9 protein-coding genes are annotated in these 16,268 nt (G+C 72.2%); 3 read left to right on the top strand and 6 right to left on the bottom strand.

Going from position 1 to position 16,268, the window contains the following annotated elements:
• Positions 1 to 73 precede the first annotated feature (73 nt).
• Positions 74 to 1,696 carry a discoidin domain-containing protein gene (locus ABD481_RS03800; protein WP_344664081.1) on the top strand — a complete coding sequence of 541 codons (1,623 nt, stop codon included), beginning with the start codon at positions 74 to 76 and terminating at the stop codon, positions 1,694 to 1,696.
• A gap of 185 nt (positions 1,697 to 1,881) precedes the next feature.
• Here ABD481_RS03800 and ABD481_RS03795 read toward each other — a convergent pair whose 3' ends face one another.
• The 3 genes from ABD481_RS03795 to ABD481_RS03785 all read right to left on the bottom strand — a co-directional run bounded on the left by ABD481_RS03795 (position 1,882) and on the right by ABD481_RS03785 (position 6,054).
• Positions 1,882 to 2,436: a hypothetical protein gene (locus ABD481_RS03795; protein ID WP_344664080.1), complete on the bottom strand. Its 555-nt coding sequence runs from the start codon at positions 2,434 to 2,436 to the stop codon at positions 1,882 to 1,884.
• A 292-nt stretch (positions 2,437 to 2,728) separates the two neighbouring features.
• A complete protein-coding gene (locus ABD481_RS03790; RefSeq protein ID WP_344664079.1) occupies positions 2,729 to 4,603 on the bottom strand; it encodes a chitinase in 1,875 nt (624 codons plus the stop codon).
• Between the two features lie 236 nt (positions 4,604 to 4,839).
• On the bottom strand, positions 4,840 to 6,054 hold the full coding sequence (locus ABD481_RS03785; protein WP_344664078.1) for a glycosyltransferase 87 family protein: 1,215 nt from the start codon (positions 6,052 to 6,054) through the stop codon (positions 4,840 to 4,842).
• Between the two features lie 577 nt (positions 6,055 to 6,631).
• Between ABD481_RS03785 and ABD481_RS03780 the strand changes: the two genes are divergently transcribed.
• Together ABD481_RS03780 and ABD481_RS03775 are read left to right on the top strand one after the other, a co-directional pair.
• The gene (locus ABD481_RS03780; protein WP_344664077.1) at positions 6,632 to 7,678 is read left to right on the top strand and encodes an AfsR/SARP family transcriptional regulator; all 1,047 of its coding nucleotides are present in this window, start codon (positions 6,632 to 6,634) and stop codon (positions 7,676 to 7,678) included.
• Entirely contained in the window at positions 7,599 to 8,900 is a 1,302-nt protein-coding gene (locus tag ABD481_RS03775; protein ID WP_344664148.1) for an eCIS core domain-containing protein, read from the top strand. The genes ABD481_RS03780 and ABD481_RS03775 overlap by 80 nt, the downstream gene beginning before the upstream one ends.
• Before the next feature lie 84 nt (positions 8,901 to 8,984).
• On the opposite strand, the gene ABD481_RS03770 is transcribed toward ABD481_RS03775, so the two are convergent.
• The 3 genes from ABD481_RS03770 to ABD481_RS03760 all read right to left on the bottom strand — a co-directional run bounded on the left by ABD481_RS03770 (position 8,985) and on the right by ABD481_RS03760 (position 16,256).
• Positions 8,985 to 10,574 (bottom strand): DUF6519 domain-containing protein, encoded by a 1,590-nt coding sequence (locus tag ABD481_RS03770; RefSeq protein ID WP_344664076.1) that lies wholly within the window; start codon positions 10,572 to 10,574, stop codon positions 8,985 to 8,987.
• Positions 10,575 to 10,656: 82 nt separating this feature from the next.
• Entirely contained in the window at positions 10,657 to 12,933 is a 2,277-nt protein-coding gene (locus ABD481_RS03765) for a hypothetical protein (protein ID WP_344664075.1), read from the bottom strand.
• Entirely contained in the window at positions 12,930 to 16,256 is a 3,327-nt protein-coding gene (locus ABD481_RS03760; protein ID WP_344664074.1) for a putative baseplate assembly protein, read from the bottom strand. Before ABD481_RS03760 ends, ABD481_RS03765 begins: the two co-directional genes overlap by 4 nt.
• Positions 16,257 to 16,268: the final 12 nt, after the last annotated feature.

The following is a 16,268-nucleotide window of genomic DNA, read 5'->3' as shown; positions in this document are numbered from 1 at the left end:
TCACATATATGAACCACTTCGACGGCTCGATGCCATCCGAGCCGTCGATCTCCTTCGTCGATGAGAGGCCACCATGAGACGCATCCCCACCCCGAGCCGATCCCGCCACGTCCTCGCGGCGGGTGCGGCGTGCGCGATCGCCGGCGCCGCCGCGCTGGTGACGATCGGCTCGTCCGCCCAGGCCAGCCCCACCGACCTGGCCTGCGGCCGACCCGCGAGCGCGTCGTCGAACACTGCCACGGCCGGCCACGCCGACGACTGCGCCGGCGGCACCGTCTGGCAGAGCGGCACCACCAAGCCGCAGCAGTGGCAGGTCGACCTCGGCGCCGGCACGACCGTCGACCACGTCACCGTGACGTGGGGCGCCGGGTACGGCACCAGCTACAAGATCCGCACGTCCGACGACGGGAGCACCTGGCACACCGTCGTCGCGACGACCAGCGGCCAGGGCGGGACGGAGACGCTCACGCTGCCGGCGGGGACCACCACGCGGTGGATCCAGCTGTACCTGAGCCAGTACGCGGGGACCGCGGGCTTCATCATCGACGAGGTGGCCGTCTACGGCACGCCCGGCGCACCCGGTTCCTCGTCGACGTCGCCCTCGACCAGCCTGTCGACGACGCCGTCCACCACGCCGTCCACGACTCCGTCGACCAAGCCGTCCACCACGCCGTCGACCACACCGTCGACGACCCCCTCCACCACCCCGTCCAGCTCGCCCCCGCCCGGCGGCCGCACCTGGAACGTCGCCACCCCGGCCGCGCTCAGCGCCGCCCTGGCCGGCGTGGCGCCCGGCGACACCATCGTGCTGGCGCCGGGTAACTACGACGGCGCGTTCTACACCACGACGTCGGGCACGTCGGCCAAGCCCATCACGCTGACCGGCCCGCGCACCGCGAAGCTCTCCAACGCCGCGTCGGGCTGCGACCCGAACGTGCCGTCCTCGTCCTCGGACGTCTCCTACTGCGGCTACGGGCTGCACCTGAACGGCGTGTCCTACTGGCACCTGAACGGGTTCGCGGTCACCAGCTCGGCCAAGGGGATCGTGCTCGACCACTCCAGCAACAACGTCCTGAACGGCGTCGAGGTCTCGAACATCGGCGACGAGGGCGTGCACTTCCGCGCCGACAGCTCGAACAACCTGATCGAGAACTCGGCGATCCACGACACCGGCCACACCGACCCCGGCTACGGCGAGGGCCTGTACTTCGGCTCGGCGCAGAGCAACTGGTCCAAGTACGGCGACAGCACCGGCCAGGACCGCAGCATGAGCAACCAGGCGATCGGCAACACCTTCGGCCCCGGCATCGCCGCTGAACACATCGACATCAAGGAAGGCACCACCGGCGGCCTGGTCCAGGGCAACACCTTCATCGGCGGCGTCTCGGGCGAGAACAGCGCCGACTCGTGGGTGGACGTCAAGGGCAGCGACTACACGCTGACCGGCAACCACGGCAGCTACGGCAGCGGCGGGGTGCTGGCCGACGGGTACCAGGTGCACCAGATCGTCGCGCCGTTCGGCTGCGGGAACGTGTGGAAGGGCAACGACTCGGACCTCGGGGGCGTCGGCGGATACGCGATCAACATCACCGACCAGTCCCGGTGCACCACCGATCCGAACGTGGTCTACAGCAGCAACACCGTGACGCGGGCCGTGACGGGGCTGACCAACATCCCGGTGACCGCCGGCGGGTGACCTGCGGGTCTCGATCAATCGCAGAGCGCTGTCATTGCACACTGAAGCCTCGCGCTGAAGCCGTGCACTGAAGCCTCGCGCTGAAGTCGCGCACTGAAGCCATGTACCGAAGCCTCGCGCTGAAGTCGTGCACTGAAACCGTGCACTGAAACCGTGCACTGATACCGCGTCGGGCGGCCCGGATGTCACATCGGGTCGCTCGGCGCGGGTCGCGTATCAGGTGCAGCGGGCTGCGGCTCGGGCTGAAGCTCGGTGTGCAGATGCGACAGAAGCTCGTCGAAGCGGTGGTCCGCGTCGTCGGCGATCGCCTGGATCTCGGCGAGCCGGCGCGCCGGTGTCGGACGCGGGGACCTCCGCCGGGCCGGTGCGGGAATGCTCGGGCTGTCGGGCGGCGCCTCCCGGCGACGGAACACCAACCGGACAACCGGCGCCAACGGCACGGTCAGGACCCAGGCGGCGCTCACCAGTCCCGAGACGGCCGCGATCCCCGCCGCCAGCTCCCATTCGTCGCCGCCGAGCACGGCCACACTGGAGCGGCCGATGTCGACGGCTCGCACGGACTCGCCCGGCGCGAGTGCGCTGTCCGGATGCTCCAGCCGGATGTCCTCGCGGACCTCCGCGCCGTCGTCGGAGACGAACCGGCCGTAGTACTTGGAGTCCCTGAGATGCACGACTCTGGTGGCCGTCCAGGTCCCGACCCGTCCCTGGCCCTCATGGGCCGCCCACGTGTAGTGGAGCATGTACAGCGAAGCCAGAAACAACCCGACGCACACCGGCCCCGAGAAATAGCGCCAATGCGGTGGCCCGCTCCCGGCCCAGCCGGACCGCATGGGCAGCGCAGACCGCGTAGGCCGCACAGACCCCACAGACGGCACAGCCCGCCGATCTCGATGCATCCCCGCCTCCCCCGCCTCCCCCTTGCGAAGAGAATGCCCAGCCCCGCCCCGCCGAACCGCGCGATCGCCCCGGTTCCCTCAGCGGGATCCGGGGCGATCGCGGTCACGGCCCACCGTCAGGCGGACAGCTGTCCGATCACGGCATCGCGTGCAGGTGGCCGCCGACCGTGGCGGCTATGCCGTTGCCGTTGCTGGCGTCCCAGTTGGTCGACCAGGTCATCGCACCGCCGATGCCGGGCCACTTGGTGTCCGGGACGAACGAGCCGCAGCCCGTGCCCTTGGCCAGGCAGTCCAGCGCGTTGTTGACGACGCTCGGGGAGACGTAGCCGGAGCTCGCCGCGCTCGCCGAGGCGGGGACGCCGATGCCGACCTGCGACGGGGACAGACCGCCCTTGAGGACGGTGCACGCCAGCGCGGTGATGAAGTCGACCGAGCCCTGGCTGTAGACCTTGCCGTCGCAGCCGTTCATCGAGCCCGAGTTGTAGTACTGGGTGTTGATGATGGTCAGGACGTCCTTCACGTTCAGCGCGAGCGCGAAGTAGCCGGAGGAGGTCGACAGCATGTCGATGGTCTGCGGGGCCATCGTCAGCACGAAGCCCGCGCCCTTCTTGGCCGCCAGGGTGTGCAGAGCCTGCCCCATGTAGGTGGGGTTGATGCCGTTCTCCAGGTCGATGTCGACACCGTCGAAGCCGTAGGCCTGCATCAGGGTCCAGGCGCTGTTGGCGAAGTTGGCCGCGGACGTGGAGTCGGCGACGGAGATGGTGCCGTTCTGGCCGCCGACCGAGATCACGACCTTCTTACCGGCCGCCTGCTTCGCGGCGATGTCCGCCTTGAACTGGGCGTCGGTGTAGCCGCCGAGCTTGCTCGACAGCGTGGGGTCCAGCGCGAACTTGATCGCGCCGGAGGCGGTGGCGTCGGCGTCGGCGAACGAGACAGCGATGATGTCGTAGGCGTTGTCGACATCGCTGATGCGCTGGTCCTTGGCGCCGTTGTCGAAGTCCTGCCAGTAGCCGGTCAGCAGGTGCTTGCCGGTGGGCGGCGGGGACGACGGGGACGTGGACGGCGACGTGCTCGGGCTGGTCGACGGGCTGGTGCTCGGCGACGTCGAGGGCGAGGTCGACGGCGAGGCGCTCGGGGACGTGCTCGCCGACGTGCTCGGCGTCACGGACCCGCCGGTGCACGCGCCGTCGTCGGCCCAGACGGCCTGCGAGTTGTTGCCGGGGATGTCGCCCTGGGTCCACCACTTGGCGTGCCACTCGTGCGCGCCGTAGGACACGCGCGCGCCGCCGTTGTAGGCGGTCGTCGACACCCACGCCGGGTCGGCGCAGCCGGTCGGCGGCTTGGTCGAGGTGGCCGAGCTCGACGGGGTGGTCGGCAGGGTGCTCGGCGAGGTGGCGCTGGGCGAGGTCGGCGCGGTGCTGGACGGGGTGGTGGGCGGCGTGCCGCCGGGGCCGGTGAGGGTCAGGTCGTCGGCGTAGTAGGCGCCCTGGCCGTACCAGCCGTGCACGAACACGGTCACCGACGTGGTGGCCGCCCCGGTGGTGAACGACGTCGAGAGCTGCGAGTAGGTCGCGGGAGAGCCCCAGGTCGAGCTGTCGTTGCCGGATCCGGTGACGCCGAGATAGACGTAGCTGCCCTGGAGAAACCCGGACAGGGTGTACTTCGTGCCCGGCTGCACCGCGACGGTCTGCGAGCACTGCGCGATGTCGCTGCCGGCCGGGGTGCCGGCCAGGGCGTGGGTGCCGCCGTGGACCGGCGTGCCGACGATCGAGCCGCTGCTCGCCGAACAGGTCCAGCCGGACAGCGTCCCGGTCTCGAAGTCGCCGTTGGCGATCAGGTTCGCGGTGTCGGCGCTGGCGCCGCCCGCGAAGAGGAAGATGCCGGATACGGCCAGGGCGGTCGCGGCCGAGATGCCGGCCGCGCCGAGCGCGCGCGGGTTGCGCCAGGCCGGGCGGCCGGCCGGTCTCGCGGCCGAGGAATCGGCGCTGTCGTACGGTACGTGCTTTGGCATAACTCGTCCTCTGGAGTGGAGAGGGCCCCGGCGGGTGCCGGGGTTGCGGAGTGCGCCGTCGTCTCCCCTGAGCTGGAACGACGGTGTCACGTGTGGAACGGAGTCAGCCCACGTAGCGGAGGAATGGTGTGCCTCCGACGCCCCCATGTGGTCTACACCAGAGAGAATGGAGTAGACCACTGATGCGGGTCAAGACCTTGGGGCCAGGTCGGTCGCCGGAGCCCGGGGCGAGCCGGTCAGCGTCCCGGCCGCGGGGCGGCGCGGCGCGCGAGGACGGCCAGCATCACCAGGCCGACCAGGACGAAGAGGTCGGCGAACAGCACCACGAGGACCGTCCCGGGCTGCCCGGGATCGGCGAAGAACACAGCGAATGTCCAGATCGAGGCGAGGGCGAAGGCCAGCCATAGCGCGACAGCTCCGGCCTTCTGGCGCTTCCGGCCGTTTTGCCAGGCCCGCGCCGCCTCCAGGACGAGCAGCGGGACGCACCACACCCAGTGGAACGGCCAGGAGACCGGGGAGACGAGCAAGCCGGTGATCGCGCAGACGACGACGCCGGTCGGCTCGTCGCCGCGCCGGCTCGCGCGGACCGCGACCGTCAGGCCGACCACGGCGACGACGGCAGCGAGCAGCAGCCACAACGGCGTGGCGGGGAGGTAGTGCCGTACACGCTTGAACGCTCCGAGGATGGACTGGCTGAAGATCCACGCGTCGTCCACCGGGACGATCTTCTTGGTGTTCCAGGCGTCGTTCCGCCAGTACTCCCAGGACCCGCCGGGAAGCACGACGAAGCCGGCCAGGACGGTGGCGGCGAACGTCGCCAAGGCGGTCAGCCCGGCCCGGGCCCGGCCGCTGAGCAGCAGGTAGGGGACGAAGATCAGCGGGGTCAGCTTCAGGCCCGCCGCGATCCCGACGCCGACACCGATACCGACGCTGACCCTGCCGCTGACGCTGACACCGCGCCACCGCCCGGCATCAGCGGGCTGCCGGGCCGGGCGGTCCGGACGCACCAGGTCCGCGACGATCAGCAGCATGAGGATGGTGTTGATCTGCCCGGTCCAGAAGTTCGACGAGATCGGCGCCAAGGAGAACGCGGCGACGGTGCCCGCGGCGGTGAACAGCGCGCGCCGTCGCCCCTGCATCCCGATCGCGCCGAGGAGGATCCAGACGGTCGCTTCCAGGGCCAAGGTGCACAAGCCGGCCCAGACAGGGACCGCGGCGGCGATCGGGAGCAACCCGATCGGCACCAGGAACATCGCGGCGAAGGGCGGATAGGTGAACTGCAGCTGGTTGGAGCTGGAGAAGACGTAGGGCGAGTGGCCGTGCGCGACGGCGGAGGCGCCGCCGTGGTAGACGTCGAGGTCCGCGCCGGAGAGGGCGGCGCCGTAGACGAGGTGCGCTACCAGCGCGACGACCGATGCGATGGCCAGGGCGGTCGGCAGCCAGTAGCGCATGGGAACGCCGGCTCGGCGGAGGCTGCCGTGCTCAATCCCGCCCCGCTCAACACCTTCTTGGCGGACGCCGACCTGTGAGGCACCGGCTCGCCGAGCGAAGACCCTGTCCATGCGCCGCCTCTTCTCCGTGGCCGGGGACCCGCCAGATTGCGCCACGCTCTTGTCGCATGAGTCTGGGGACCGAGGTCGGGGGCGGCATCTTCCAGAATGCGGCGACCGTCCGGGGCTGTGGCCCGAGGCCCTCCGCGCTGCTCGGCGGTACTGGATGCGATGTCCAATGCTGATATACCGGGTCGGCGGTGTCGCGCGTGATCGGGAGCCGCGATCCTGCCGCTGCTGCACTCCGCATAGCAGAGACATTCTCTTGTGCATGCCTCCGTGCTGAGCGTGGACCGCACCACACCCGTGACACGTTCGAGTGACATACGGTTCCGTCGCCCAACGGCCGGGAAGCGACCCGGTGAGAGGCGGAAACTCCAGGTCAGCGCACGTCGACAACCGGCGCGGCACTCATTGGGACGGCACTCGGGCAGCACCCTGCTCCGACGGCCGGACGTAGACGTGACGGGAGACGAGCGTGAGCTCATCGGCGCGGTTGAGGCTGCTCGACGGCTTCGCCCTGGAGGCGGGAACCAGACAGGTTCACCTCTCCAAGACGTTGCAGCGCCTGGTGGCATTCGTGGCGCTGCGGCGCCGGGCGACGCGTTCGCTCGTGGTCGGGACCCTGTGGCCGGACAGCGACGAGGCCAAGGCGTGCGGCCGGCTGCGGACGGCGTTGTGGCGGTTGCAGCAGTGCGGCGCGCCGCTGCTGGTGGCCAGCGGGGAGACGCTGCGCCTGCACGAGACAGTGTGGGTCGACGTCGACCAGTTGTTCGGACCCGGCGGGCTCGGGGACGCGGCCGCCGCCGAGTTCGGCATCGGCGCGCGCCACCCTGATGGCCGAGTCGGCGCGGGCGGGTATGCGGGGGTGTCCGGCGGGTCCGGCGCATCCGGGCTGTCGGGCACGCCGGCCGCTTCGGGCACCGCGGCCGCCTTCGACCCGTTCGACGTCCTCGACAGCCACACCCTGCTGCGCAGCTGCGGCCTCGGGGAGCTGCTGCCCGGCTGGTACGAGGACTGGGTCCTGCTGGAGCGGGAACGCCTGCGCCAGCGGTTCCTGCACTCGATAGAGGATGTGGCCCGCCGCGAGCTGCGGGCCGGCAACTTCGCGACCGCCTTGGAAGCGGTGTTGCTGGCGTTGCGGTCCGAGCCGCTGCGGGAGAGCCCGCACCGGCTCATGCTGGAGATCCATCTCGCGGAGGGCAACTACAGCGAGGCGGTCCACACCTACCACGCGTATCGGATCCTGTTGTGCCGCGAACTCGGCGTGAGCCCGTCGCCGGGAATGCGACGGCTGCTGGAGGCGGCCATGGGTCCGCTGCCCGGGGTGGAGGGGCCGGCTCGGCAGCGGCTCGCAGAGAGGACCGAGCATGACCGAGTACACACACTCGTCGGGGAACCGGCGTCGCGGCCCGGACATACGGACGCGGCCCCCGACCGCGTCGGTGCGGGACGTGCTGGCCTCACCAGGCCGCTCGATCGACCCCGATACCCGAGCGAGCCTGGAAGCCCGGTTCGGCCGTGACTTCAGCGGCGTGCGGGTGCACACCGACAGCGCGGCGGCGGCCTCGGCGGACGCCCTGGACGCCGTCGCGTACACGGTCGGCACCGACGTCGTGTTCTCCCAGGGGGCGTACCGGCCCGGCAGCGAGGCCGGGCGCCGGCTGCTGGCCCACGAGCTGACGCACGTCGCCCAGGGCGGCGGGACCCGGGTGCGGCCGGACGCCGACCTGCGGCTCGGCGGGCCCGGGGAGGTGTCGGAGCGGCAGGCGGACGCGGTGGCCCACGGCGCCGGCGCGGGGACGGCTGCGAATTCGGACGCGGGTTCGGCAAGAGATACTGCGACGGGCACCGCGACAGCCCCCATCGAAGGCACCGTCGCCAAGGGCACCGCGGCCACGGCCGGACGCGGCGGAGCCACTCCGAACACCGCCGCCACCACTGCCGCCACCGCTGCCGGCCCGGCCGTCATCCGCCGCCAGCACCGCGCGCCCGGCCCGGTCAGCATCCGCTCTCCCGTCGCCGAGGAGGCGGTCACCCAGGTGAGCGACACCATCGGCGCGGTCTCCGGCCGGGCGCTGCTGCCCGCCGAGGTCGAGCTGGCGTCCGGGGTCTTCGGCCGCGGCCTGGATCTGAGCCGGGTCCGGCTGATCCCGACGAAGGTGCTGGAGTACCGCACCGTCGGCAACAACGTCCGCGTCCCGGAGCACTTCACCATCGACGAGCCCTACATGGCCCAGACCCTCATCCACGAGCTGACCCACGTCTGGCAGTACCAGCACGGCGGGACCGACTACCTCTCGCACTCGTTGCAGACCCAGGCGGCCGCCGGGCTGCGCGGCAACCGCGACTACGCCTACGACTACGAGCTGGGGCCGCGGTCCTCGTTCTTCGAGTACACCCCGGAGCAGCAGGCGAGCATCGTCGAGAACTACTTCTCCATGCTGCGCGACCGGACCACGATCTCCGGGCCGCAGGGCCAGATGCGCGACTACTTCTCGAACCATCAGGGGCCGGACGGCTTCCGGCTCCGGCAGGGGCCGGGCGCCCGCTCGTCGGAGATCACCCGGGAGCTGCCGCTGCACGAGCGGGTCATCGCCCAGATGCGCGCGGCGCTGCCGCAGCGGGAGGTGGACCTCCGCCTGCACCGGGCCTCCGAGGTGATGGGGGCGCCCGGTCCGGACTTCCTCCGGGATCCGCAGCGGGACGTGACGCCGGTGAAGCCGCTGCTGGAGCTGCGGTTCTGACAGACAGCGGACAGGAGAGGCCGTAACGAAGCGGACCCGGCGGGATCGCTCCCGCCGGGTCCGCCTCTTTAGCAATCGGCCGGCTTAACCCGCCAACGGCGGGAACGTCTTCAGCAGCGAGGAGTCCACGGTCGCACCGGTCACGAACGCCAGCGGCGCGTAGTGGTACTCCACGCCGTCCGGTGCGACCGGAGCCGGGCCGTCGGGCCCCTGCGGCCACTGCACGTCGCCGGTCACGACCCGGGCCGGGACGTACCACCAGTCGCCGCGCCGATAGGTACCGGTCTGGTTGTCGCCCTGGTCGCCGGTCAGGGTGCTGTCCGGCTGGAACCACACCTGCACGCCGTCCTCGATCGTCAGCCACTGCCCCTCGACCAGCGGCAGGGCGCCGTCCGAGGCGATCACCGGGACGGCGGAGGCCGAGGACCCGCCGCCGGAAGCACCATCGGAGCCGGAGCCGCCACCGGTATTGCCGCCGCAGCCGCCGGACCCGGGCCCCGAACCCGGGGCGATCACCGGCTGGTGGTCCCAGCGTCGCAGGAACGCCGGCTGCGCGAGCTGGCACTGCGCATCGCCGTTCTGCTGGTCCAGGGTCACCAGCAGGTCCGCCTCGTCGATCGCCACCACCTGCCGGATTCGCGGCGAGGACCGGGTCGGGTCGCCGATCGGCAGGTCGTCGGCGATGCGGCCGGCCCAGGCCTCGTCCACGAGCTCGACCCGGTCGCCGACCTCCAGCCCGAGCTTGCCGTCCCGGCCGAGCGTGGTGACCTTGACGACCGCGCCGTTCAGCGATTCGACCGGGAACACCGCCGACCCGTTGTCGCGGGACCATTTGAACGTCGCCCCGGGCAGCGTCCGGACCAGCGGCTCGGCGGCGCCCCGAGTCTTCCCCCCACCGTTCCCGGCGTCGGCGGCCCGCGGATCGGTCGCGGTGTCGAGAATCGTCGGATGCCCGTGCGCCGGCCAGGCCGGGCCCCCGGTGTGCACCTCGATCCGGTACAGCTGGTTCTCCGGTCCCCGGAACAGGTTGTCGGGCGGCAGCGAGCAGGCGTCGGTCGGCGGCACGGTCTGCTGGCGGGCCCGGGCCCGCATCCGGCCGGTCGGCCGCAGCTCCTTCTTGAACGTCTCGAAGGCGGCGAGCACGTCCTTCACCGCCGTGCCGTCCGGCACCGGGTGCGCCGCCACCTGCCAGACCGTCCGCACCCGGACAGCGGTGTCCGGACCGAGGTCGCCGAGCGCGATCTCCCGGATCGCCGGGTCCTGCACCGCGGTGATCAGCCGGTCCCAGACCCGCAGGTAGACCAGGAACGGCAGGTCCGACGGCAGCGCGTCTGCGGTCGCCTGGGGGTCCAGGGCCAGATCGGGCTGGTGCCAGTACGTGGCGGCGTCCTGATCGTTCTCGACCAGGACGCCGTCGACGTAGGCGCGGCCCGCACTGATCGCGAAGTCGTCCTGCGGCTTCTTGCCGGACAGCGCGCTGATCGCGAACCCGGCGCTGTCCCGGGGAGCCGCCGCGGCTCCGATCACGTCGCTCAGCACCGTGCGCAGCCGGCGCAGCTCGATCGTGGCCTGCTCGTTGGCGTCGGCGTCGAGCTGCACCCGGCCCTGCTGCGCCAGCACGGCCGCGTAGTGCTTGCGCCGGTCGAAGGTGACGCGGGAGAAGTCGCCCTGCATGTCGTGTCTCCTGAATCCTGGAATCTGGAAGCTGATGGTCGAGGCGGGAGCGGGAGGAGCGCGCAGCGGCGGACCGGCGGAATCAGGTCACGACGATCACGGCCGCGTCGCACCCGGCCGGCACCGACTCGGCGAGCCGCAGCGTGAGGTTGTCCTCGCGCTGCGGCTGGAACAGGTCGTGGAACACGCCGAGCTCCGAACCGTCGTCGGCGCCGCGCCGGATCGCCTCCGGGCACGACCGCGCCAGCTGCGCGTAGCCCGGCATGCCGTACTGCGCGCTGGTGAAGCGCGGCACCACGGCCTGCGGCTGTCCCGGCGCGGGGTCCGGCGGCAGGCAGTGGTACCGGTGCGGCGTGCGGGAGCCCGGCCCCAGCCAGGTGAAGCGGACGCAGCCGGTCTGCCGGTGGTCGACCCGCAGGTCGCCGTCCACGATCGTGTTCTCCACCAGGCCGACGCCGCTGGTGAGGACGGTGCCGAAGACGGTGGTGCGCCGCGCGTTGAACACCGCGTGGGCCGGCCGGCAGTCCGGCGCGGAGAGCGCGGGCACCGCGGTGCCGACCGCGTCCAGGACGCTGTCGGTCACCCAGATCGCCAGCGGCTCGGTGTGCACCTCGTCGACGTCGACCACGATCGAGCCGACGATGCTACGGTCGATCTCCAGGCAGGCGCCGGTGTCCACGAGCTTGATGCTCGGCTCCTCGGCGTGCTCCGGACGGCACAGCTGGTCCAGCAGCCAGCCCGGCACCAGGGTGCTGTGCCGGATCACCACCTGCCCGACCTGCCCGGTGACCTGCACGCCGCGCCCGGTGATCAGCAGGCCGTCCAGCACCAACCGCGGCGGGACACAGGCGTCGGCGGGGTTCTTGTCGGCGGGGTTCTTGTCGGCGGGTTTCTTGTCGGCGGGTTTCTTGTCGGCGGGTTTCTTGTCGGCGGAGTTCTCGTCGGCGGGGTTCTCATCGGCGCAGTCTCCATCGTCCGCCGCCGGCCCCGTCACATGCAGCGCGTCCGGCCGGTTGCTGGTCCAGTCGACGATCCGCAGCACCGGCCGGGTCCCCTGGGCGGCGCGGATGGTGAGCCGGTCGCCGAAGCCGAGCTCGATCGCCGGGTTCTCCAGGAAGTCGCCCGCGTCGGTGAGCTCGATGACGGCGTCGCGCTTGGCCGGATCGGCGGTCTTGTCCGTCTGCCACTGCTGAAGCGCCGCGCCGAGGCCGTCGAAGTCGTTCCCGGGCGCCTTGCCGACGGTGTAGAACGCCTTCGGGCTGCGCGGATCCAGCGGCCTGATGTACTCGCCGCCGCCGACGTCGTCGCTGAACCCGTAGTGGTAGTCCACCCACACGCCGTCCTCGGGCGCGTGCCGCGGCGAGAAGGCGATCCGCCCCAGCACCGGGTCGATCGCGACCTCGTCGTCCTTCGGCCGGTAGGCCCAGCCGGTCAGGTCGGCCGGGACGATCCGGTTCAGCGGGACCGGGTCGCCGCCGACGTACACGCACAGGCTCTTGCCCGGGCCGTAGTACTGAGCCGTCCGGTCCGCGAACGCCCGGCGGCGGATGAAGGCCGGGACGTTCCCCTCGTCCGCGATGTGCGTCCGCGACGGCTCCGGCACCGGCTTCGTGATCAGCGGCGCGCTGTTCCCCAGGATGCTGAACGTGAAGTGGGCGCCGCTCCGGTCGTCGCAGTACGCCGGGGCGTGGGTCACCGGATACGCGCGCAGCCGCCACACGAACAGCCCGACCTCCGGGATGTCGTACCGGCCCGGAGTCCGGCCGGGCGCGGCGGTGACGCGCCGGACGTCGACCGTGTGCGCCAGCGCGTCGAAGGGCCCGTCGACGCGGTCCAGCGCGTCCCCGTCGCGCAGGTCGGCCGTGCGGCCCCGGGACCGGCGGCGCACGTCGGCCCGCGGGTCGTGGCCGTACAGCCGCACCGCCTGCGTCACCCCGAGCAGGGTCCGGAACTCCACCGCGCGCGCCGGCCAGGCCGCGACGTCCTCGGCCAGGTCCTCCAGCAGCGCGAGGGTGCCTTTGCGGCGGCGGTTGCCGACGGTGTGGGCGACGTCGCGCCGTCCGGCGATCGCGGTCAGCAGCCGGGCGGCGGCTTCGGTGTCGGAGTCCTGCGCGCCGCCGGACAGGGCTTCGGCCGAGCCGGGCAGGACGCGGTATCCGACCAGGTCGCCGAGGTAGGGCGCGACCCAGCTCTGGCAGGTCTCGATGAACCAGTCGTCGTAGAGCTGCTCGATGTCGGCCTCGACGATGTCGGCCTGTTCCTGCACGATGCCGACCAGGGCGCGCAGCGGCCAGCCTTGTTCGGCGTCGCGGCGCCGCACGACGGACGGCAGCAGGTCGTACAAGCGGTCGGCGGTCACGGGATCCTCCGCAGGGTGAGCGCTTCGGGTACGTCGGCGGGTAGTACCGCGATCTGGGCGGGGCGGATCCCGCGGTACACGGTGAGGAGGGTTTCCGGGTCGGGCGAGATGGTGGTGAGCTGGGGGTTGAGGGCGGCGAGCTCGTCCAGGGTCAGGCCGAAGCGCTGGGCGAAGCTGGTGAGGGTGTCGCTGTAGAACGTGGGGTACTCCAGGTGTTCGTAGTGCGCCGCGACGGCTGGCAGGAAGGTCTTGGCCTGGGAGAGGTTGTCCGCCAGTTGGAGCAGTTGCAGCGGGGTGACGTCGCCGGGGACGTCGTCGAAGACGGCGAGGTCGACGTAGTCGACGCCTTCGACGCGTTGGATGGCCGCGATCGCTTCGCTCTGGTAGGCGGGTTGGCCCAGTTGTCTCGCCAGGTAGCCGAATTCGGCGTTCAGGGCGGCGCGGACGGCCGGTTCGACCAGGTCCCAGGAGTAGTCCGGCAGGACCTTGACCCCGGCGTCCATGATGATCAGCCGCTGTTCGCGTTCGGCGACGCGGACCGGGATCGCCGGGTCGCCGAAGTCGGCGAGGGCCTGTTCGAGAGCGGTGAACAGGCCGGACAGCGGCCCGGCCGGGATGTCCCCGACGGTTCCGAACGTCACGTGCACCACTTCGCGGGCGCCGTCGAACAGCTTCGCGGCACTGGCTTTGGCGATGCCGGCGCGGGCCCGGGTGAAGTCCTCGTAGTCCTGGACGGACACCAGCCGGTCCAGGGCGCGCAGCCGCAGCGGGATGACGGCGCGCGCGTCCTCGGGGCCGTCGGCGTCGGTGCCGCCCTGGGCCGGCAGCGGGTTGGTGACGGCTTTCACCCCGAGCGGCCGCGAGCCGAGCTGGTTGATCAGCCCGGCGTCGGTGTTGCCGACCGAGCCCGCGCCGACCCGGTAGGTGGCGGTGACGTTCTGCGAGCCGGTGGGCAGGCGCGCACCGTGGACGCCGTCGCCGAACGCGACGGTCTCGCCGCCGGGCTGCCCGAGCGCGGGGTCGCCGGGGTCGCTGGCGAGCACGTAGTCGTGGCCGGTCGGGGTGGACAGCGCGAGGGCGTCGCTGGGGTGCCAGGCGACGCCGCCCACGCGGACCGTCAGGGTGCTGCCGGCGCCGAGCGGGGTGTCGGCGGCGGTCCAGGTCAGCGGGGTCTGGTCGGTGACCAGGTGCAGGGCGAAGGCCTGGCCGCCCTGGCCGGCGTCGCCGCTGCCGAGGATGTCGGTGCGGGTCTCGCCCTGGGAGGCGGCGACGACGTTGCCGTGGACGGTGACGGTCGGGCGCCGGTAGGTGTAGGCCAGGGCGCCGGCCAGCAGCAGCCGGGTCTGCGGGCCCTGGCCCGGCTGGGGCAGGGCCTCCCCGTCGACGAGGCGGTCCACGCGTTGGCTGACTCCGGCGACCATCGCCAGTTCGGCGCCCTGGACGCCGCTGGTGTGCGGGACGTCGGTGCGTTCGCCGGTGATCAGGACCCAGCGGCCGGGCTTGAGGCCGTCGTAGCAGCGGGCGAGGTCGATCGCGTCGCCGCCGACGTCATCGGTGACGGCCGCGCCGAGCGGGGTGAGGGGTTCGGGCTGGGTCCAGACGCCCGCGCCGGTCTGCAGGGGCCCCTTCGGGGAGTCCTTCGAGGCCAGCGAGGCGGGCAGGGGCTTGTCGAAGTACAGCGCGGTCACGGGCACGGTGGCCAGCGGCGCGGTCTTGGTGGGGTCGGGGTTGGGGACCTTCCACGTGTCCTGGGCGACGTGGTCGGGAAAGAGCACCAGGGTGTTCCCGCCCTCCGCGGTGCCGATGAGGATGGGCTGTCCGGGCACCACGGCGCTGTAGACGGCGTCGAGTTTGATCTCGTACACGCCGTTGCCGGAGCCGGTTCCGCCGGGCCACGGGTTGGTGTCGCTGACCGTCGCTTCGCCGATGGCGGCCTTGAGACGCAGGACGGAGAGTCCGGCCAGCGGCGGCGGATCGGTGACGCGGACGTTGCGCCAGGCCTCGTAGACCTGTCCGAGCCGGCGGTCGGCGGCGGTGAGCAGCCGGGGGTGGGTGTCGGAGTCCGGCTGGAACAGCTGGGCGACCGGGGTGTCCAGGAAGCGGGCGCTGAGCGGCGGCCGGGACGGCGGGCGGCGCAGCGCGGGCAGGATCGGGGTGAGCGCGGCGAGCGCCGCGCCCCGGTCGGGGTCCGGGCAGTGGAAGTCCCGGATCCGCACGAAGCCGGCGCCCGGGGAGCTGTCCCCGCAGACCATGACGGTGGCGAGGGCGCGCAGTCGCGCCATTTCCGGGTCGACGTCGCGGGTGATCCCGGCCGCGACGGTGATGAGCGCCGCGCCGGTGGTGCGGACCGGTCCGAGTCCGGTGTCGAGCCAGCGCGCGAGCGGGCAGCCGGCGTCCCGGGCGGCCAGGGCGATGGTCTCGGCCAGCGCGCTCAGCAGGGGGCTGACCTTGTAGAGGGTCTCGATCGGCGGCGGGGCCGGGGTGCCGCCGAGGAAGTCGATCAGGGGTTGGAGCAGGTCGGCGGTGATCTGCTCGGCCGTCGGGTCGGTGGTCGCGACCACGGCGCCGGCGGCCGCGATCAGGGCGTTGAGCAGGGCCTGGCGCGCGGTGGCGTAGGCGTCCAGCGGGTCCTGGACCGGGGCCAGGGTGACCGAGGTCCGGCCGGCGGTGAAGTCGACGGCGGCGGAGTCCACGGTCCGGGCGCGGTAGGCCGGGACGGTCGGGGCGGTCCCGCTGGGGGCGAACGCGAACAGCAGGCGGTCGCCCTTGCGGAGGTTGGCCGTCGTCCCGTCGACGTCGAGGGCCGGCAGGGTCTCGACGCCGTAGGCGGTGATGTTCGGCGGGTCGGTCGTGCGGACCGCGAGCGTGTTCCATTCCTCGCGGGCGGTCAGGTCCTCGCCGGTCTCGAAGGTCTGGGGCAGCCGGCCGTCGGCGGCCTGGCTCTTGGCGCTGGATCCGGCCGGGATGACGGTGTCGGCGCCGGGATCGAGGGTGTAGGCGAGGTAGGTGTCGGCGGCCAGCGCGGGCCGGGGCCGGTGCCCGACCAGCCGGCCGAGGCGGGTCACGGACCCGGCCTCGGTGGCGCAGCGCAGGTAGCCCTCGTTCGCGATCCGCTCCTGGTAGAAGGTCAGGATGTCGGCGACGACGGCCCAGCAGTCCAGGAGCGCGATGGCCGGGTCGTCCGGGTCGCGGGTGGTCAGCGGGTCCAGTTCGGGGCGGCTCGCCAGCCGGGCCAGCATCGAGGCGCGGAACGAGGCGTGGTCGCCGGCGCGGTAGGCGAGCGCCGGCCGGCCCGGCGGGTTGAAGACGGGTTCGGGCGTCACGGCTTCGACGCC

The organism is Catenulispora yoronensis (assembly GCF_039531695.1).
Lineage (GTDB): Bacteria > Actinomycetota > Actinomycetes > Streptomycetales > Catenulisporaceae > Catenulispora > Catenulispora yoronensis.
The sequence above is the reverse complement of the archived record's forward strand: the minus strand, read 5'-3'. Positions and strand labels throughout refer to the sequence as shown.